This window comes from Bradyrhizobium sp. F1.13.3 (genome assembly GCF_040548265.1).
Classification (GTDB): Bacteria; Pseudomonadota; Alphaproteobacteria; order Rhizobiales; family Xanthobacteraceae; genus Bradyrhizobium.
Window position 1 is genome coordinate 19,850 of the sequence record NZ_JBEPRI010000007.1, and the last position, 18,289, is coordinate 38,138.

An 18,289-nucleotide genomic window follows, 5' to 3' on the forward strand; every position below is an offset into this window, starting at 1 on the left:
TTGTTCAATGACGCATGACAGCGCCTAAAGGTTGAGCTGTCAATAAGGGCGTACGCTCTTACACAGTGCATGAGCTGCGTTGCCGCCTAGCCGCGCATGCAGGCGGGCCGCCGCGTTTGCTGCTGCAGCGGGTATTGCTCAAAACTACTCGCAGTGATACACGCGCATCCTGAGATTGAGGAAGGCCGATGGATTCCAAGTTGCCTGGCATTCAGGTGGGTCGCGCGATAGCCGCGATCTCAGTGTTCTATTTTCATTCCTACATCGGCCTGACGTATTTTGATAAGGCAAGCCTCCACACCTTCGACTGGCTGGCCGTGCAGGGCGGATCTGGGGTAGATTTGTTCTTCGCGATTTCTGGGTTCATCGTCTGCTATGTGGCGGCACGGCCCGACTTCACAACCGGCTCTTTCCTGTTAAAGCGGTTCTTCCGCATCTATCCATTGAACGCGCTTGTCACGCTGATTGTGGCCGCCATCTGTTTTGCCAACATCCGGATATCTGACGATACCAGCTTCTCGCATATCATTTGGTCCATCCTGATCCTGCCGCAGAAAGCACCGGTGAACTCCGTCGGATGGACTTTGGAATACGAGGTGGCGTTCTACCTCGTTGCAGCCATCCTTCTGCCGCGTGGCGGGCCGGCGGTCCTTCTTGCCTACTGCGCCGCCTCTTACGAGCTATACTATCTGGTGCTGCCGGAAAGCCCGTTTATCCTGCGCTTTGTCACTGAACATCACGCGGCTTTCGGCGCCGGCATCTTGGCGTACATGATGGTCACACGACTCCCCGTGTTGCCTCTCATGGCAAGATGGTTGTTGTCGGCGGCGCTTGCGGCAGCCGGTCTAGCGGTATTTCTGTGGGCATATAGTTTTTTCAACAGCCCGTTGATCACTCCGGCAGCGTGCATGCTTGCTGTGATGGGCGCGGCTCTTTTGCCGTCTGCCCCGGGATGGGCGGTGCGCTTGGGAGATATCTCATATGGATTCTATTTATTGCATTGGCCAGTGGTCTGCATTTCCTATTGGACGGCCGCTTCCATCGTTAAGCCAAACCCCGCGGCCGGTGAACTTTGGCGCTGGGGCTTGTTTCTCGTGGTGCTGGCATTGGCCAACCTCTCGTGGGTGTTTTTCGAGAAGCCTCTAAATCGTATGGCGCGCCGCCTAACAAATCGCACCGTAAACTCGGAAAACGGTGTCGGCGATTATGTAGCCAGTAGTGGCCGCACCGGAATTGTTCAGCGTGTTGGTGCAGCCGACTGACATGCCGATGCCGATGACGTTGACCTTGGCAATCGGACCACCTTGTCGCGTTAGCAACCGGACAAAGCCCCACACACACCGCACCGCATCTGCGGATGAAAGTCGCTGCCGCGAGCGAAGCCAGGAGACCGCGACGGCGGACTACACCACGCCGCCGAAATCGATGCCTTCCTTGGCAAGCGCCTCAGCTTCCGCGGCGGACGCTGTCGGCTTCGTCTCGAGGTAGGGGAGCTCAGTTGCTGGCAGAATGGTGCGGATGTTCTGGCCGTCTGTCCGCGTGATGCGAGCAACCCAGCGCTTGGGCTCGTGCTCAAACCGTTCGATATGGTACTGCTTGTACGTAATCATGACCTTCGGACGCAACTGACGCTGACACAGGCTTTGTTGTATCCAACATAGCACCGCCGTCCAACAGTTTCTTAAAGCTAGGTTAAGACCCGCGCGCGCGGACCGCCGGATATCACAAAAAAAGCGGCCTCAGGGACACCCCAGAGGCCGAGAAGGTGATTTGCTCGATCTGACTTCAGCTCTCCGGGGCCGAAACTGGAGCAGGCACACTCAGCGGCGCACCCCCCACCGAAACCGGCCCTATATATTTCGGCTGCCGGGCGATCCGTTTGCGGATCGCTGCGGACAGTCCGTAGCGAGCATGCGCTCTTCGAACGGAGGACGTGACGTCCGACATCATGGCATTTTGCAGCGAGTCGATCTTCGCAATCAGCGTGGACAGCTGCGAAGATACCTTCCTCACATCGACCCGTTCGTCCGTGATGCTCTGTCGCAGCGAAAGCAGCACCATCGAATCCGCCTGCAGCACAGCCGCGTTTTGTTGCAATGCCTGATTGCTCTCCTGCAGCGAAGCCGTGTGTTGCTGCTGGGTCGACTGAATATCCTTCAAGGCAGCGACAACCGGATCCGGCTTTGGCGCCGAAGCTTCTTGCCGCGGAAGCAGATCAGCCAGGCTGCTCAGATTCAGCGATGGCAAGCCGGACGGCCATGTGTAGATCGCCGCCGCGCCGTTGATGGCCAGGGCACACACCGACAGCGCCATGATCGACGTCCGGCTGGACCGCTTGATCGGTTCTGGAGCGTCCAAGATTTCGGGTTCGTGGGCCGCGATGGCCGCAGCAAGTGCTGCAGGGTCGAGCTGTTCGACAAGGCCTTGGCTTTCGAAAGTCGTGGTCATGGCATTGACCCCAATGAGCGAGCAACAGGAAGCCGTCGCCGGAACGTCCTCGCGACGGCTCCCTTACGCAGCACCCATCTACAACTGTCTAAAATTGTGAGCTTTTCAGCTTAATTCCAAGTTAGCGGCCGCGGCCTGCCGCAGACTCCGCCACCCCGGCCGACTACGGGGTCCGTGCGACGGACATGACTCGCATGCCGGTGCAAGTGCTCCTCCGATCCCGGGACGCCGTCTCGGTCCAAAGCGGATTTTCCGAAGTTGGCAAGTTACCCCTGTTTTGCCCGACGCGTCAAACGGCATCTCCGCCGGATGCAGGACCGCCGTGTGCCAAAAAGAAAGCGTTGTGCCAGCAGGACTTAGCTACTGTGCATGGGGTTGTTTTCGCGTTTTGACCAGCGCCTGGTCATCCGCCCGGTATCCCTGTCCCAAAAGCCGCGAGACAACCCGCTCAAAAAGTGTAGGATTCGACAAAACAGGGAGGAGCGGCATGTTTGAAATCAGCGGTTTCGACACGGCAGGAATCGTCAGCCTCAAGCGGCTGTCACTCGCCGCCGCCCTCAAGAAGGCGAAGGAGCTTATCGCCGACGGGTGCTGGGGCGTTCAGGTGATTGGTCCAGGGGGCCAGGTCTACACCTCGTTCGAGGAGCAAGCCGCATAGTCGCCCGCCTTCTGCATCAGCCTTCGGCATCATTCGGAAAGCACCCGACCGATCGCGCATCGCGCGCTCCGGCGGTTGAGGTGATCAACGTGAAAACCCCAGCGCCTGGTGGAGCGCTGGGGCGTTTTCAAAATATCAATCGGTAAAGCAATGACGCCTTCGTAGCAGCGATCCCGACCATCGCTTGTGAACTGCTTCACACGGCCTTCGATCTTTCCACACTTTGAAGACGCTCAACTGCCGCGCGCCGCGCCGTTGCCAATCAACTCGTTTGGGAGCACGCTCTCTCCAGGCGCGCAGACGCCGCTCAGGGAGAAAGCCATGAAGGAAACGGGCCTGGATCATCGCCACCGCGACAAGGATGGCGCGATCAGCAAGAAGCACGGCAACACGCTGGTCGGTACGTTGCGCAAGATCTACGGCAAGGGTTTTGCCGCCGGTTATCCGGATACGACTGAACTCAGCGAGGTCTTGCATCAGTTGAACGAGACATCGCTGAGCCAGTTGCGGCGCGATCACGACACCGGGCATCTCGGCCACAAGATCGACCACGTCCCGAAGTGACGGACCTCCCTAGTTCCAACTTCAGGTAGATGAATTCAACTTCGCTGCCGGTCGACACGGCGAATTTGCCGTTTGAGCCCTCGCGGACCGAGCGCTAGGATGAGCCTTTTACGGAGGCTCATTTGAAACAGTTCATTATCATCACCGCCATTGCACTCGCCGTGACGGCTCCCGCCCGCTCGCAGGCCCTCGTCGATCCCAACAAGGTTGCTCCCGAATATCGCGAGGCAGCCGAGAAGCGGCGGGCCGAGCAGATGCGGCAGCGCGAATGCGCGCTGAAGGCGGATCTCGAGAAGGTGCTGCCCAGGGATCGCACCGTCTTTCTCAACCATTGCCTGGACACGATAGCGGCCAAGCAATAGCGGCCGATCGAGCGGCATGAAGTCGCCGACGCGTTCAAGCTTTCTTCAGACAATTGGGGTCACCTGACGATCCATTTCCATCAGTCATTGTCGATCGACCGCGCATGAGTTTCGTCCAGATTCAGTGCACGCGCTGCAAGACCGTATTCCGCGACCGCGCGGGACGGTTGCAGGACGGCTATTCCAGGCAATGTCCGAGCTGCGAGGTGGTGCTGTTCTTCGCGGAGGATTCGCCGAACCCTCAGGTCAAGCAGGCCATGAAGCGCGCGCGCAAGGCCCGCAAGGAGCAGCGCGAAACCGAAATGGCCAGGGTGTCCGCACCGCAAGCGCGCAGCAATTTCTCGCGGGCCGTCGCCGGACGGATACAGCACTCGTCGGAGGACGACGAGGCCTAGCTCACCCGCGCTTCCGCGGAAACAGGCGGTCGCGGATATAGCGCGAGGTCGGCGTCAGGCGGATGCCGCGCGGCTTCTGCCAGACGGCGCGATCGATCTCGTTCTTGTCGCCGATCGCGAGCCTGCCCTTGGCGCCCTTGGCGATGAAGATCGCGTCGCTCATCTTGCGGCCGGAGCGCTTGTTCCTGGCCGTCACTTCCTTCCAGAGGCTGATCCGGCCGAGCTTCAGCTTGGGCAGCTCCTCCTTGATCTCCCGCCGCAGGCAGTCCTTGTCCGACTCGCGCGCGCGCTTGCGGCCGCCCGGGAACATCCACAGGCCGTCCGACCGGCGTCTGACCAACAATACCTTGCCGCGCTTGGCGGCAACCAGTTTGGAAGACTTCGCCATGTCCGCCGTAATCGAAAAAAGAATCGAGCCCATGGTAACTTGTCTAGTCGGATAGACAAGTTCGGGATGGATCTTGATCACACGGGGCAAGGCCATCAGGTCTGATTGGACCCGGCAGGCCGATCCCGCCGTTCGAGGCGCCCGATCAGCCCTCGCCCGCCGCTGTCCCCGTCATCGACCCCGCCTCAGCCCGGTCCTCCGTCCTGATCCAGGCCATCATCATTTCCCAGGCCACCGACAGGATGATCGGGCCGATGAACAGGCCGACGATGCCGTGGGCGAGCGTGCCGCCGATCACGCCGACGAAGATGACGATGGTGGGCGTGGTCAGGCCGCGCCCCATCACCAGCGGCTTCAACATGGTGTCGAGGAAGCCGACGACGACGAGAAACACGGTGAGCAGCAGCGCGGTGGTGACGTCTTTGGCGGTCCAGATCCAGATGATCACCGGCAGCAGCACCAGGAAGGCGCCGATCTGCACGATCGAGAGCAGCAGCACGATGAAGGCGAGCAGGCCTGCGCTCGGCACCGCGGCAAGCTTGAAGCCGATGCCGGCGAGCAGTGCCTGCACGATCGCGACGCCGATCACGCCTTGCGCCACGGCGCGGATGGTCGCGCCCGCGAGCCCCAGGAAATGCTCGGTTTGTTCGGGCACGATGCGAAACAGGAAGCCGCGGCCGGCCGCGACCAGCCTGGGCCCGTGCGGAAACAGGAAGCCGGCCACGAACACCGAGACCAGGAACTGGAGCGTGCCGACGCCGGCGTCTCCCGCGAGCCCAAGCAATGGTCCCGCCAACGGCTGAAGATACGGCGCCACCTCGCGCAGCACCGCGCGGATGTTGTTGTAGGCCTGCTCCCAGAGGTCGAATAGCCAGGGTCCAACGAGCGGCCACGACTTGAGCTGCTCCGGCGCCGACTGAAGCGCGAGGTCGCCGGTGCCGAGCTGGTGCGCCAGCTCGCGCACGCCATCCACTGCGCTGATGCCGAGCCAGGTCGCAGGACCGATGACGATGCCGAGCGTGATCAGGGTCAGGATCGCCGCCGCGGTCTTGGGCCGGCCGCCGAGGATTTTGGCGACCCAGCTGAAGGCCGGGTAGAACGCGACAGCGAGCACGCCGCTCCAGGCAAGGATCGGCACGAAGGGGCGGATGATGAGGAAAGTCCAGATGATCAGCAGGCCGAGCAGGCCGACGCGGATCACGAGCTGGATGATGTCCTCGCCGGTCAGGAGCTGACGCAGACTTTTCACGGGCACGGCTTTCCTTGCGGCATCGACGCGGGTTCCGGCACTTGCGCGGCCCAGCGTTATTGCCAGCTGCGCACCCGGCGTCAAGACGACGGGGCCGGCCCGAGCCCGGCGATTAGGAACGCATCGGGCCATTCTGCATTCCGAGACGATGGCACGCCGTCCCAGAGAGCCTGGCGCACATGCGGGAATTCACCGCGGCATCCACTTTTCACTGAAGCCAAACGCCGCACCGGGCTATTGGCGCTACGCCTATGCCGTCGGCGACAGGGCCCGCTCCGGGCGCGTGCAAGGCAGGCTGCCCTTGCTCGCCATCAGGCGCGTACAGATGCGCATCGACCGGGACATGCGGAGCATCCGGCCCGGCGATGCGGTGGCGCCGCGCATTGAGCGCCGGCAAGGCCCGCAACCGACGGCCGGCTTGGCTAACGACGATTAACCGGATTTCGGCCGACCGGTTTACGCCGTTGCAAAGGCGGGCATCTACGCTTCCTTCGAGGTCCCCCAAACCACTTTTGGTGCAATGGCCAATACCATCTGGACGATCGAAGAATTCACCTGCGCGGGTTGCGGCATGAACTACACCGCGACAAGGGAGGAGCACGCCGAAGCACATTCCGGCAGCTTCAAGTGCAGCATCTGCAGCGGTGTGGTGCACACCTGGTCCGGCAAGCACCATTTCTTCGGTTGGGAAGCGGTGAAGACCAAGCCACCCGTGTTCGGAAGGCGCTGGGCCGGCGCGGGCTGGTAGGCTGCTTCCGGCGGACCCAGACCCGCTACTCCCGTCAACGCTGCCTGCCCGAACTGCGGCTTCTGCTACTTTGCGGCACCGGTTACACTCCCCGCCCCGCAACTGAAGTCGATACGCAATGACCGCAGCTTTCGTTCCCCAGATTGCCCTTTACCGCACCTGGCTCGCCGAACACCGCGGCCTTACCTTCGCCAGCTACGAGGACATGCGGCAATGGTCGGTGCGCGATCTCGACGGCTTCTGGCGTAGCATCTGGGACTATTACGATCTGCAATCGCCAACGCCGTTCGCGGCCGTGATCACCGAGCGCAAGATGCCCGGCGCGGTCTGGTTTCCCGGCGCCCAGGTCAACTATGCCCGGCAGGTGTTCCGCCATGTAGACGCGGCCGACGCCGCCGGCTTGCCCGCGATCGTCAGCTGCGGCGAGGACGGCAGACTTTGCGAGACGAGCTGGCCGGAGCTGCGGCGCAAGGCGGCTGCCCTCGCACTGCATCTGAAAGAAAAAGGCATCAAGCCCGGCGACCGCATCGCCGCCTATCTGCCCAACATCCCCGAGACCATCATCGCGTTCCTGGCGAGCGCCAGCATCGGCGCGGTCTGGAGCGTGTGCGCGCCCGACATGGCCGCGCCAGCCGTGATCGACCGCTTCAAGCAGATCGAACCGAAAGCGCTGATCGCCTGCGACGCCATCACTTATGCCGGCCGCCGGCACGATCGCAAGGATGTCCTCGCCGAACTGCGGCGATCGCTGCCGACGGTCGAACACGTCATCCTGCACAGCGAGGCCGCCGCGCCCGCAGCGGCGGACGCCCTGCTCTCCGACATCGTCGCAGCAACGGGCGCCGCGATCGACGCGTTCGAGCCAGCGTGGCTGCCGTTCGATCATCCGCTCTGGATCGTCTATTCCAGCGGCACCACCGGCCTGCCGAAGCCGATCGTGCACGGCCATGGCGGCATCGTCATCGTGGTGCTGGCACTGCTGGGATTGCACAATGATCTCGGCTGCTCCTACCACGAGAACTCGTTCGGCGAGCGCTATCACTGGTACTCTTCGACCGGCTGGATCATGTGGAACAGTCAGGTCGGCGGCCTGCTCAGCGGCACCACCTGCTGCATCTTCGATGGCAGCCCCGGCGGCACCAGGGACAAGCCGGACTGGACCACGCTGTGGCGCTTCGTCGCGCAATCGAAAGCGACCTTCTTCGGTGCGGGCGCGGCGTTCTTCGCCAACTGCGCCAAGGCCGAGATCAATCTCGCAGCCGCCGGCGATCTCTCACAGCTTCGTTGTCTCGGCTCGACCGGCTCTCCGCTGAGCGCCGACACGCAAGCCTGGTTCAACAACCGCTTCGCGGCGCTCGCGAAGAGCAACGGCAGCAAGGCGCAGGCTGATATCTGGTGGGCCAACATCTCCGGCGACACGGATTTCGCCGGCGCCTTCATTGGCGGCGATCGCGAACTGCCGCAGACGCCCGGCGCGATGCAGTGCCGTCTGCTGGGTGCCGCCGTGGAAGCCTTCGACGAACGGGGCCGCGCCGTCATCGGCGAGGTCGGCGAGCTCGTTTGCACCGAGCCGATGCCGTCGATGCCGCTCTATTTCTGGAACGACGAGGGCGATGCGCGCTATCGCGCGAGCTATTTCGAGACCTATCCGGACAATTTCGACGGCAGCGGCCGCGGGCCGGTGTGGCGGCACGGCGACTGGCTCAAAGTCGACCCGGACGGCTCCTGCATCATCTATGGCCGCAGCGATGCCACCATCAACCGCCACGGCCTGCGCATGGGCACCAGCGAACTCTACTCCGCGATCGAGGCCTTGCCGGAGGTGCTGGATTCCCTCGTCGTCGATCTCGAATATCTCGGCCGTGACAGCTACATGCCGCTGTTCGTGGTGCTGCGCGACGGCGTCGCTTTCGATGGCGCGATGCAGGCGAAAATCAACAAGGCGGTCGAGGCCGGCCTCTCCCGCCGTTTCCTGCCCAACGAGATTTTTGCGGTCGCCGAAATTCCGCGCACGCTCTCGGGCAAGAAGCAGGAGCTGCCGATCAAGAAGCTGCTGCTCGGCCAGCCGGTCGAGAAGGTCATCAACCGGGAGGCGATGGCCAATCCCGCCTGCCTCGACTGGTACCTCGCCTTCGCACGCGACTATCTGGCGCGGACCGAGACTTGAGGGGAGATCGCCCCAATTGCGCCGAAGCCGTTTGGACTCCGTTCACCGATCGCCGCTAGAGCAGGATGGATCTTCCGCAACGAACGCGCGCCATGGCCGACCTCAACGCCGTCCTCACCAGGCTCAACGACCGTCTGCTCCGCCTCGAGGGCGAGCTGTTCGTGCTGCGCTCGCTGGCCCGCGCGACGCTGACGGCGGGCGATGACCATGCGGCGCGAATGCGCAAGCTGGTCGAGGCCGCAAAGGTCGCGCTCGACGACGAGGCCACGCGTCCCCTCGACAAGCCGACGCGCAAATATGTCGATGCGGCGACCGCGCTGGTGGAGGAATTGCTGGTCGAGCCGACCCAGGCACGGCCGTTATTCACCGTCATCGACGGCGGCCGGCGCGACTGAGCCTCAAACTGGCCGGCCGTCGTCCGTCGCGGCGATATCGCCCGACTTGAGCCGGCTGAGGCCGGCTTCGATGATCGCGATCTCCTCGTCGATCTGGCCGATCGGCAGGCTGAAGTCGTAGCCGGACCTGCTCTTCAGATCGACCGCAAGCCGCTGTCTGTGCATCATCAGCGCGTCGAGGCCGCGCCGGTTCTTCAGCCGGACATAGACGTCGACGATCTGCTCAATCGCGCTCGGCATGAAATCGGTCCCGGCGAAAAAGCCCGCACGGCGCACCCACGCCGGCGGGACAATCTCGGTGTCGCGGTACGCAATACAAATCCGCGACGGATTCGTCGATACGCCAAGCTGGTTGAGATCATGTTACCATCGGATGATTTCGTGATGGCCGTGCATGAAAAAGCCGCTGGCGATCCCGCCAGCGGCCAAATCCGGGTTCGAAAACGGATGCGGGTTGAAATGTCGCCAGCCCCGGTGGGTCCAACTTCTAACGGCAAATCCTGGATCTCTCTGTTAAGAACGAAACACAGGAACCGGCCTATCTCCACTTGCCGCCCGACCGTGGTGGCGCGGCCACGCTAGTCAGAAACGCAGAAATATTTGCGCGGCAGCCTGCGGTAGGCGCTGTAGCGGTAATGCGGCCGGTACGCGTAGCCGCGATAGAGAGCGGGCGGCTCCTCGCCGTAATAGGCGCCGTGATAGAAATTGATGACCGGCCCTTCGGCGCAGCGATAGGTGTCCCAAGTCGGAAGGGTGCCACCCCAACTTCGGGCGGAACCGCGGGATAAGGTGGTCCGCCGGCGCGCGCCGGAAGGGTTGCGACCAGGGCCGCGAGAAGGACAAGCCACGCGCTCCGCATGCGTTCGCTCCGAGCCGATGCCATGCGCGCATGGAAGCACCGGACCGGCCGACGCCGCAATCGCGGAATTCATCGCGCACCCCTCGCCCGGTGCATTGTTGATAACCGGCGCAAACCCGGCGCGGGTGGTGACAGGACGTCCGGACGTGTTATCGGGAGATGACGCAGTTGCGAGACGGATCGGACACTCATGCGCATTACCCTCGTCGGCTCCCGCCATTTCGGCGTGACCACCCTGAACATGCTCCGGGAGCACGGTGTCTCGATCGTGCGGGTCGTGGTGGCCGACGCCGAGGATCGTCTCGCCGCGACAGCCAAGGCGGCGGGCATCGAGGTCGTCGTTCAGGCCAATCCCAAGCTGGTGGTGGCCTCCGAGATCGCCCCCGATACCGATCTGATCGTCACCGCGCACAGCCACGCCCGGATCGGCAAGGACGCGCTCGAGGCGGCGAAGCTGGGCGGGATCGGCTATCATCCTTCGCTGCTGCCGCGTCACCGCGGCAAGGCGGCCGTGGAATGGACCATCAAGGAAGGCGACCCGATCGCCGGCGGCACGATCTATCACCTCGCCGACCGCATGGACGCCGGCGCCATCGCCGCCCAGGAGTGGTGCTTCGTCAAGAAGGGCGAGACGGCCCGGGAGCTGTGGGAGCGCGCGCTGGCCCCGCTCGGGCTCAAATTGCTGGCTGACGTGATCGATTACGCCAAGGTCCACAAGGCGCTACCGTCCAAGACCCAGGACGAGCAGTTCGCGACCTCAGCGCCAAGTCTTTCCTGAGACCTCTTTCCTGAGCCCCTTTCCTGAGTCGATGTCCTGACGTTTACCCTTAACGTGAAGGGGCGTTGATTCTGCTTCGAGAATTGCAGCCGGAAACCCAAATAAACCATTGTTCCTACAGGAACAATTTTCAATTTGGCGCCGCACCAAATTTCCGTCACATTTTGTCCGAATAAGCGTCAGCATATCAGACAGATTCAAGGACGGATTTTATGCGTTTTGCTCGCATTGCGGCGTTCTGTGCCGCTTCAGTTATCACCCTCGCCGCTCCCGCTTTCGCCCAGACTCCTTATGACGGCAACTGGCAGGTCACCATCGTCACCAAGAGCGGTTCTTGCGAGCCGACCGCAAGCTCCTTGCTGACGGTTGCCGACGGCAAGATCACTGCTCCCGGCGCTAACGTTTCCGGCACCATCGGCCGGGAGGGTCTTGTGAAAGTTTCGATCAATGGTGCATATGCCAACGGTCAACTCAGCGGCAACGCCGGATCGGGGAAGTGGAATGGAGCATCTGCAGGCATACCGTGCAGCGGGCGGTGGGAAGCATCGCGCCAATAGAAAAATCGTGACGAGTGGACTAAGCCGGCGGCTGCTGATCGCGGCCGCCGTTATGTTCGCGGCCGGAATTGCCAACTCCGAGAGCAAGGCCCAGTCGGGCCCGTTCGCCCCGCTGGCGGGCAGCTGGAGCGGCTCAGGCACGGTCACCTTGGATGACGGTTCGACCGAGCGGATCCGCTGCCGGGCCAAATACGCTCCGATCGGACCGACCATGGAGTTGTCTCTGACCTGCGCCAGCGACGCCTACAAGTTCAACCTCGGCGCCAACGTCAAGGCTGAAGGCAGCGCCATCGCGGGGAGCTGGTCCGAGGCCAGCCGCAATATCAGCGGCTCCCTTTCGGGCCGTGGCGCCGGTGGAAACTATGAGCTGCTCGCCTCCACCGCCGGCTTCAACGCCAACATCTCGCTGAAGACGTCCGGCAACAAGCAGAACGTCACGATGCGCGCCGACAGCCAGTTCCGCGGCGCCAACATCTCGCTGTCGCGCTAAGCCGATACGAGTAGACATGCAATCGACCCGGCGATCTCGCCGGGTCGATTTTTTATGTGCCCGGCACGAACGCCGTGACCTCGATCTCGACCTTGGCCCGGTCGTCCACGAGACCGCCGACGTAGAGCAAGGTCGAGGGCGGGAAATTACGCCCCAGCGTTTCCTTCCAGGCCGCGCCAATTCCGGCCCCGGCAGTTTCATATTCGCTGCGGCTGGTCAGGTACCAGATCAAGCGGACGATATGCTCGGGGCCGGCGCCGGCCTCGCCAGGAGCGTGATGATCCGCTTCAGCGTGGTTCCGACCTGCGCGGCCATGTCAGGCGCGTAATTGCCGGTCTCGTCGCCGCCGGTCTGGCCGGCCAGCACCACCCAGCGACCCGGCCCCTCGACCACGACACCATGGGAAAAGCCGCGCGGTTTTTTCCACTCGGCCGGCTGCAAGATATGCATGAGCGAAGATCTCCCGATTTTTCTCGTTGTTCAGTGATGCCTTAGCACGCCGCCATGCATCGCTGCACCGGCAGATTTGGCCGTTGCAAACGGCGACGATGTCGCCGATACCGGCCCTCCCTCAGGACCCTCGCCTCCCAAACCTCCGCCCATGAACACGACACCGTCCAAAACGATGGCTGCCCTGTGGATGGCGGGCTGGCTGTCGCTGATGCTGGTCATGGCGGTCGCCGGGCGCGAGACCACGCGCGAGCTGAATGTATTTCAGATCATGGAGGTGCGTTCACTGATCGGCTTCCTGTTGCTTTCGCCGATCATCTATCGGGCCGGCAGCTTCAAGGTGCTCAGGACATCGCGCCTGCCGCAGCACGTCGCGCGCAATTTGGTGCACTATGTTGCGCAGCTCGGCTGGTTCTTCGCGCTGACGCTGATCCCGATCGGCCAGGTGGTGGCAATCGAGTTCACCATGCCAATCTGGACGGCGCTGCTCGCAGCGAGCCTCCTCTCCGAACGCATGACGCCGTGGAAGATCGCCGCCATCGCGCTTGGCCTTATCGGTGTGATCGTCATCGTCCGACCCGCCACCGGCGAAATCAATCCCGGTCAACTCATCGCACTAGGCGCCGCGATGGGCTTTGGTGTGTCCATGGTGCTGGTGAAATCGCTGACCCGCACCGAAAGTGCACTGTCGATCCTGTTCTGGATGCTGGTGGTGCAATCGGTCGCAGGCTTCATTCCGACGCTGTTCGTCTGGACGTGGCCCTCCGCCTATGTCTGGGCATGGGTCGGCGTGATCGGCGTCTGCGGCACGTTTTCGCACTACTGCCTCGCCTGTGCGATGCGCTATGCGGATGCGACCATCGTTGTTCCCATGGACTTCCTGCGGGTTCCATTGACCGCGACCGCTGGCTGGCTGCTGTATTCGGAGCGGCTTGACACCTGGACGGTGGTCGGCGCCGCGCTGATCCTGTTCGGCAATCTCCTAAATCTAAAACCAGCTCCGCCGGTTCCTGCTCCCGCACGCTGAACCTCGCGCCGCCTCGCGCGACAAAACCAAGTGGCCGTGTGATTTGGATCACGTTGGAGCGGCATTCCATCGTGCACATTCTGCCACACAGCAGCGGGTTGAACGCGACGAACTGCCGTTTTGGTGGCGCCAAGTCGGGCACTTCGTGTAAGTTCGTTGCCAATTTGTTGCTGCCTGCAATTCGATTCTGTTGGGGATTCCAGATGCGCACTCTCACCCTCCTTGCGTCGCTGATGTGCATGGCACTGTCGATCAGTGCCGCGAAGGCCGACCGCCGTGTTGCTTTCGTCGTCGGCAACGGCACCTACAAGAACGTCGCACAATTGCCGAACCCGCCGATCGACGCCAAGGCGATGGCGGCAACGCTGCGCAATGTCGGCTTCGAGGTGATCGAAGGTTCGAACCTCTCGCGCGACCAGATGACTGAGAAGCTGCTGGACTTCGGCCGCAAGGCGCAGGGCTCCGATGTCGCAGTGTTCTATTATGCCGGTCACGGCATCGCGGTCGGCGGCTCCAACTATCTTCTGCCTGTCGACGCCGACATCAAATCGGAGATGGACGTCAAGCTCGGTGCCGCCATCAACATCGATCTGACGCTTGAGCAGACCATGGGCGACGCCAAGGTCAAGCTGGTCTTCCTTGACGCCTGCCGCGACAATCCGTTCGCCGCCAAGATCAAGTCGAACTCCGCGACCCGCAGCGTCAACGTGCAGAGCGGTCTTGCCGAGATGAAATCCGGCGAAGGCACGCTGATCGCGTTCGCCACCGGCCCGGGCCAGACCGCGCTCGACGGTCAGGAGGGCAACAACAGCCCGTTCACCCGTGCGCTCATCGACAACATCACCAAGCCTGGCATCGAGATCCAGCAGGCGATGACGTCGGTACGCGCCCAGGTCAATGAGGAGACCCACAAGGGTCAGCTGCCCTGGGGCCACACCAATTTGATCGGCGCGGTCTATCTCAACCAGGCTCCGACGACCCAGGTCGCCAATGCAGCACCGACGGCTGCTGGCAGCGTGCCAATGGCGACGGGCGGCAATTCGGACGGTGTCGAGCTCGAATACTGGCGCTCGGTCAAGGAGAGCAACAAGTCGGAAGAGCTCAACGCCTATCTCTCCGCCTATCCGAACGGCCAGTTCAAGGCGCTGGCGCTGGCACGCCTCGCGGCCATCAAGAGCGGCCCCTCGACCGCGACGCGTACCCTCACCGCTGGCGTCGATCCCGCGACCTTCACCGATGAGGCCAGCCAGCTTACCGAGGACCAGATCGGCCTCGACAAGAACCAGCGCCGCGACGTTCAGCGTCGCCTCGGCGGGCTCGGCTTCGACAACAAACAGACGGGCGTGTTCGGCGACGAGACCCGGTCGGTGCTCAAGCGCTGGCAGGCGGCGCGCGGCTATCCCGCGTCAGGTTACCTGAACAAGCTCCAGCACAAGGCTCTGCTTTCGGAGGTCGTGGCGGGCCCGCCGACCGCGAGCGACAACAGCCAGAAGGCAGCCCGCCGGGCCGCCGCCCCCGCGGCCAGCAGCGCGCCCGCACCGGCCCCCCATCGCAGCAGCGGCGGCGATCCTGCCGGAGCAGCCTTCGTCGGCGGTGTCGTCGGCGGCATGATGGGCGGCATGTTCCGCCGCTGAGGCGAGGCCAATCGCAAATACAAAAGCCCGGCTCGCGCCGGGCTTTTTCGTTGCGAGTCGCCCAACCTTTGGCGCCTACTTCCCCGCGGCCTTGCGCAGCGCCTCGTTGATGCGGTCCTGCCAGCCGGGGCCGTCGGACTGGAAATGCTCCAGCACGTCCTGGTCGATCCGCAGCGTGACCTGCTCCTTGATCCCCGGCGTGACGTTCTGCTTTGGCGGCGCCGCGGCGACCTTGGCCGTCACCTTCTTAAACGCCGCCTCGGCCTCCGTTCTGGCATCGCCCAACGTCCGCGGCCGCCTCGGTGGTTGATCCGCCATGTCCTAAATTCCCTCAAACAGAGCCGTCGAAAGATACCGCTCGGAGAACGACGGCAATATAGCCAGGATGGTCTTTCCCGCAGCTTCCGGCCGCTTGCCGATCTCGAGGGCCGCGGCGATCGCGGCACCCGAGGAGATGCCGCCCGGAATGCCCTCATGTCGCGCCAGCGCCCGCGAGGTCTCGATTGCGGTCGTCGAGTTGATCTTGACGATCTCGTCGATCACCGAGCGGTCGAGGATGTCAGGGACGAAGCCCGCACCGATGCCTTGGATCTTGTGCGGCGTGTGCTGGCCGCCCGACAGCACCGGACTTTCCTCGGGCTCGACCGCGACCACGCGCAGCGAGGGCTTGCGCGGCTTCAGCACCTGGCCGACGCCGGTGATGGTGCCGCCGGTGCCGACGCCGGCGACGAAGAAGTCGATGTTGCCACCGGTGTCGTTCCAGATCTCCTCTGCAGTGGTGCGGCGGTGCACCTCGGGATTGGCGAGATTCTTGAACTGCTGCGGCATCACCGAATTCGGCGTCGTCTTCAACAGCTCTTCGGCCGTCGCGATCGCGCCCTTCATGCCTTGCGCGGCCGGTGTCAGCACCAGCTCCGCGCCCAGAAAAGCCAGCATCTTGCGGCGTTCGATCGACATCGACTCCGGCATGACCAGCTTGAGCCGATAGCCGCGCGACGCCGCGACGAAGGCCAGCGCGATGCCGGTATTGCCGGAGGTGGGTTCGATCAGCACGGTGTCGGGCTTGACGATGCCGGCCTTCTCCATGGCGATGATCATGGCCGCGCCGATGCGATCCTTCACGCTAGCGGCGGGATTGAAATATTCAAGCTTGGCCAAAATGGTCGCGTTCACGCCGTGCATGCCCGGCAGCCGGCGCAAGCGCACGATCGGCGTGTCGCCAAAAGCATCGACGATCGAGTCGTAGATCCGGCCGCGGCCGGGCTGGTGCGCTGCACCCGTGGTGGACGATGCGTCCATGATCAACTCCCTGTGGCGACGATTTGCGCTTCTGTTGCAGCTCTTGCGCAGTTACAGACAGCCTGCGGCGACACGCAAGCGGCATTGCGGTACATGTTAAATACGCTGCATCGCAAAATCGCGTGAGCTGCAATTATCAGAAAACCAACGCATTTGTGTTGCGACCTCGTCAACTGATTCTGCTTATGTTAGACTTAGGTCTCAAAGCTGAGAGGTCACCACGATGTCAGCAGTCGCTGAAGTGTTGTCGACCGCCGCATCGAACCGCGCTCCGCGGTGCAGTGAGTTGCCCACCTGTCCCGTCTGCGCCGACTCCATGGTCGCCGCCGAAGGTTCTGCGTATGTGTCGGAACACCTCATCAGCTATCTCTGGACCTGCGACAATTGCGGCTACGGCTTCGTGACCAAGCACGCCGTCAAGCAGCGGATCGTCTGCAACTGACGTTTCCTCTTCATCCGACCTTGCGGAATTGACCTAGCGCGGGGCGATGTCGCCCCTCGCCCAGTCTTCGCGCGTACGCCGATAGAACGCCTCGAACGTGCCCTGTGCGACCGCGTCCCTGATGCCCTGCATCAGGAACTGGTAGTACGCGATATTGATCTCGGACAGCAGCATCGCGCCCAGCGTCTCGCCCGCCTTGACGAGATGATGCAAATAGGCGCGCGCGTAGCTGCGCGCCGACGGCCAGGAGCTCTCTTCGTCGAGCGGACGGGGATCGTCGGCGTGGCGCGCGTTGCGCAGATTCACCTGGCCGAAGCGTGTGAAGGCAACGCCATGCCGCCCATTGCGCGTCGGCATCACGCAATCGAACATGTCGATGCCGCGCTTGACGGCCTCGAGGATGTCGTCCGGCGTGCCGACGCCCATCAGATAGCGCGGCCGCTCTCTGGGCAGCAGCGGCGCTGTCTCGTCGATCATCGCCAGCATCACGGCCTGCGGCTCACCGACGGCGAGGCCGCCAATGGCATAACCATGGAAACCGATCTCGATGAGGCCTTGCGCGCTGGCATGGCGAAGCTGGGGGATGTCGCCGCCCTGCACGATGCCGAACAGCATGTAGCCTTCGGGCGCGCTCTCGAAGGCGCGCTTGCTTCGCTCGGCCCAGCGCAGCGACAATTGCATCGCGCGGTCGATGTCGGCGCGCTCGGCGGGCAGTCGCACGCATTCGTCCATTTGCATCGCGATGTCGGAGCCGAGCAAACGCTGCACCTCGATCGAACGCTCCGGCGACAGCTCGACCTTGGCGCCGTCGATATGCGAACGGAACGTCACGGCCTGCTCGCTGACCTTGCGTAAATCCGCCAGCGACATCACCTGGAAGCCGCCGGAATCCGTCAGCATCGGCCCGTTCCAGCCGGTGAATGTCTGCAAGCCGCCAAGTGCTGCGATCCGCTCGGCGCCGGGACGCAGCATCAGATGATAGGTGTTGCCGAGCACGATGTCGGCACCGGCCTCATGGACCTCGCGCCAGTGCATGCCCTTCATCGCGCCGGCGGTACCGACCGGCATGAAGGCAGGCGTGCGCACCACGCCGTGCGGCGTGGTCAGGCGCCCGGTGCGCGCGGCGCCATCAGTGGCGAGCAGTTCGAAATGATTGGGCAGACCGGTGTCAGGACGATTCATGACGGTGCTTATTGCGTGTCGGAGCAGGCCGATCAACCCGCTCAGGCGATGCTTCGGCCGGCTGATGCATCAGACTGGGACAATGGACACTGATATCCGACACGGAATTGTGCGCCCGCAGCGCTTGTTAAACAAAACGATACAGTGTAGTTTTACCTTGGGGGTTGGACGAGCTGCCGCGGCGACGTTGCCGGCGG

24 protein-coding genes and 1 pseudogene are annotated in these 18,289 nt (G+C 63.1%); 15 read left to right on the forward strand and 10 right to left on the reverse strand.

Annotation, left to right across the window (positions count from 1 at the left end):
• The first annotated feature begins 188 nt into the window (after positions 1–188).
• Positions 189–1,262 carry an acyltransferase family protein gene (locus ABIB66_RS19745; protein ID WP_354210049.1) on the forward strand — a complete coding sequence of 358 codons (1,074 nt, stop codon included), beginning with the start codon at positions 189–191 and terminating at the stop codon, positions 1,260–1,262.
• Between the two features lie 141 nt (positions 1,263–1,403).
• Here the strand turns inward: ABIB66_RS19745 and ABIB66_RS19750 are convergent, their stop codons facing one another.
• Both ABIB66_RS19750 and ABIB66_RS19755 read right to left on the reverse strand, forming a co-directional pair.
• Positions 1,404–1,625 carry a hypothetical protein gene (locus tag ABIB66_RS19750; RefSeq protein ID WP_354255319.1) on the reverse strand — a complete coding sequence of 74 codons (222 nt, stop codon included), beginning with the start codon at positions 1,623–1,625 and terminating at the stop codon, positions 1,404–1,406.
• Positions 1,626–1,785: 160 nt separating this feature from the next.
• Complete coding sequence (locus ABIB66_RS19755) at positions 1,786–2,448, reverse strand: hypothetical protein (RefSeq protein WP_275171149.1); 663 nt, start codon at positions 2,446–2,448, stop codon at positions 1,786–1,788.
• 487 nt (positions 2,449–2,935) lie between these two features.
• On the opposite strand from ABIB66_RS19755, the gene ABIB66_RS19760 reads away from it, so the two are divergent.
• The 4 genes from ABIB66_RS19760 (at position 2,936) to ABIB66_RS19775 (ending at position 4,427) form a co-directional block, all read left to right on the forward strand.
• A complete protein-coding gene (locus tag ABIB66_RS19760) occupies positions 2,936–3,106 on the forward strand; it encodes a hypothetical protein (RefSeq protein ID WP_018457957.1) in 171 nt (56 codons plus the stop codon).
• 321 nt (positions 3,107–3,427) lie between these two features.
• Positions 3,428–3,670: a hypothetical protein gene (locus tag ABIB66_RS19765; RefSeq protein ID WP_007610592.1), complete on the forward strand. Its 243-nt coding sequence runs from the start codon at positions 3,428–3,430 to the stop codon at positions 3,668–3,670.
• Between the two features lie 122 nt (positions 3,671–3,792).
• Positions 3,793–4,032, forward strand: a complete 240-nt coding sequence (locus tag ABIB66_RS19770) for a hypothetical protein (protein ID WP_275171150.1) — start codon at positions 3,793–3,795, stop codon at positions 4,030–4,032.
• Between the two features lie 104 nt (positions 4,033–4,136).
• Positions 4,137–4,427 (forward strand): Zn-ribbon containing protein, encoded by a 291-nt coding sequence (locus ABIB66_RS19775; RefSeq protein ID WP_275171151.1) that lies wholly within the window; start codon positions 4,137–4,139, stop codon positions 4,425–4,427.
• 1 nt (position 4,428) lies between these two features.
• Here the strand turns inward: ABIB66_RS19775 and ABIB66_RS19780 are convergent, their stop codons facing one another.
• Together ABIB66_RS19780 and ABIB66_RS19785 are read right to left on the reverse strand one after the other, a co-directional pair.
• Positions 4,429–4,815: an NUDIX hydrolase gene (locus tag ABIB66_RS19780; RefSeq protein WP_027518066.1), complete on the reverse strand. Its 387-nt coding sequence runs from the start codon at positions 4,813–4,815 to the stop codon at positions 4,429–4,431.
• Between the two features lie 145 nt (positions 4,816–4,960).
• A complete protein-coding gene (locus ABIB66_RS19785; RefSeq protein WP_354210052.1) occupies positions 4,961–6,064 on the reverse strand; it encodes an AI-2E family transporter in 1,104 nt (367 codons plus the stop codon).
• Between the two features lie 148 nt (positions 6,065–6,212).
• Between ABIB66_RS19785 and ABIB66_RS19790 the strand changes: the two genes are divergently transcribed.
• From ABIB66_RS19790 to ABIB66_RS19805, 4 genes are all read left to right on the forward strand, one after another.
• Complete coding sequence (locus ABIB66_RS19790; protein ID WP_354255322.1) at positions 6,213–6,500, forward strand: hypothetical protein; 288 nt, start codon at positions 6,213–6,215, stop codon at positions 6,498–6,500.
• Between the two features lie 84 nt (positions 6,501–6,584).
• A complete protein-coding gene (locus ABIB66_RS19795; protein ID WP_275171154.1) occupies positions 6,585–6,812 on the forward strand; it encodes a hypothetical protein in 228 nt (75 codons plus the stop codon).
• A gap of 118 nt (positions 6,813–6,930) precedes the next feature.
• Positions 6,931–8,979 (forward strand): acetoacetate--CoA ligase, encoded by a 2,049-nt coding sequence (locus ABIB66_RS19800; protein ID WP_354255325.1) that lies wholly within the window; start codon positions 6,931–6,933, stop codon positions 8,977–8,979.
• 92 nt (positions 8,980–9,071) lie between these two features.
• Positions 9,072–9,374: a hypothetical protein gene (locus tag ABIB66_RS19805; RefSeq protein ID WP_027518070.1), complete on the forward strand. Its 303-nt coding sequence runs from the start codon at positions 9,072–9,074 to the stop codon at positions 9,372–9,374.
• Between the two features lie 3 nt (positions 9,375–9,377).
• Here the strand turns inward: ABIB66_RS19805 and ABIB66_RS19810 are convergent, their stop codons facing one another.
• The gene (locus ABIB66_RS19810; RefSeq protein ID WP_275171156.1) at positions 9,378–9,614 is read right to left on the reverse strand and encodes a hypothetical protein; all 237 of its coding nucleotides are present in this window, start codon (positions 9,612–9,614) and stop codon (positions 9,378–9,380) included.
• 338 nt (positions 9,615–9,952) lie between these two features.
• Positions 9,953–10,306, reverse strand: coding sequence for a hypothetical protein (locus ABIB66_RS19815; RefSeq protein ID WP_354255329.1), 354 nt, complete (start codon positions 10,304–10,306; stop codon positions 9,953–9,955).
• Between the two features lie 117 nt (positions 10,307–10,423).
• Between ABIB66_RS19815 and ABIB66_RS19820 the strand changes: the two genes are divergently transcribed.
• The 3 genes from ABIB66_RS19820 to ABIB66_RS19830 all read left to right on the forward strand — a co-directional run bounded on the left by ABIB66_RS19820 (position 10,424) and on the right by ABIB66_RS19830 (position 12,058).
• A complete protein-coding gene (locus ABIB66_RS19820; RefSeq protein ID WP_027567035.1) occupies positions 10,424–11,011 on the forward strand; it encodes a formyltransferase family protein in 588 nt (195 codons plus the stop codon).
• Between the two features lie 212 nt (positions 11,012–11,223).
• Positions 11,224–11,568, forward strand: a complete 345-nt coding sequence (locus ABIB66_RS19825) for a hypothetical protein (RefSeq protein WP_007610621.1) — start codon at positions 11,224–11,226, stop codon at positions 11,566–11,568.
• The gene (locus ABIB66_RS19830; RefSeq protein WP_275171158.1) at positions 11,513–12,058 is read left to right on the forward strand and encodes a hypothetical protein; all 546 of its coding nucleotides are present in this window, start codon (positions 11,513–11,515) and stop codon (positions 12,056–12,058) included. The genes ABIB66_RS19825 and ABIB66_RS19830 overlap by 56 nt, the downstream gene beginning before the upstream one ends.
• Before the next feature lie 52 nt (positions 12,059–12,110).
• Here ABIB66_RS19830 and ABIB66_RS19835 read toward each other — a convergent pair.
• A pseudogene (locus ABIB66_RS19835) lies at positions 12,111–12,508 on the reverse strand (RidA family protein).
• Positions 12,509–12,659: 151 nt separating this feature from the next.
• Here ABIB66_RS19835 and ABIB66_RS19840 point away from each other — a divergent pair.
• Positions 12,660–13,535: a DMT family transporter gene (locus tag ABIB66_RS19840; protein WP_354255332.1), complete on the forward strand. Its 876-nt coding sequence runs from the start codon at positions 12,660–12,662 to the stop codon at positions 13,533–13,535.
• 203 nt (positions 13,536–13,738) lie between these two features.
• Positions 13,739–15,169, forward strand: coding sequence for a caspase family protein (locus tag ABIB66_RS19845; RefSeq protein ID WP_354210055.1), 1,431 nt, complete (start codon positions 13,739–13,741; stop codon positions 15,167–15,169).
• 75 nt (positions 15,170–15,244) lie between these two features.
• Here ABIB66_RS19845 and ABIB66_RS19850 read toward each other — a convergent pair whose 3' ends face one another.
• Together ABIB66_RS19850 and cysK are read right to left on the reverse strand one after the other, a co-directional pair.
• The gene (locus ABIB66_RS19850) at positions 15,245–15,487 is read right to left on the reverse strand and encodes a BrnA antitoxin family protein (RefSeq protein WP_275171161.1); all 243 of its coding nucleotides are present in this window, start codon (positions 15,485–15,487) and stop codon (positions 15,245–15,247) included.
• A gap of 3 nt (positions 15,488–15,490) precedes the next feature.
• Entirely contained in the window at positions 15,491–16,468 is a 978-nt protein-coding gene (gene cysK / locus ABIB66_RS19855; protein ID WP_354210056.1) for a cysteine synthase A, read from the reverse strand.
• A gap of 223 nt (positions 16,469–16,691) precedes the next feature.
• On the opposite strand from cysK, the gene ABIB66_RS19860 reads away from it, so the two are divergent.
• Positions 16,692–16,910, forward strand: a complete 219-nt coding sequence (locus ABIB66_RS19860; RefSeq protein WP_275171163.1) for a hypothetical protein — start codon at positions 16,692–16,694, stop codon at positions 16,908–16,910.
• Positions 16,911–16,943: 33 nt separating this feature from the next.
• On the opposite strand, the gene tgt is transcribed toward ABIB66_RS19860, so the two are convergent.
• Positions 16,944–18,092, reverse strand: coding sequence for a tRNA guanosine(34) transglycosylase Tgt (gene tgt / locus ABIB66_RS19865; RefSeq protein ID WP_354210057.1), 1,149 nt, complete (start codon positions 18,090–18,092; stop codon positions 16,944–16,946).
• Positions 18,093–18,289 lie beyond the last annotated feature (197 nt).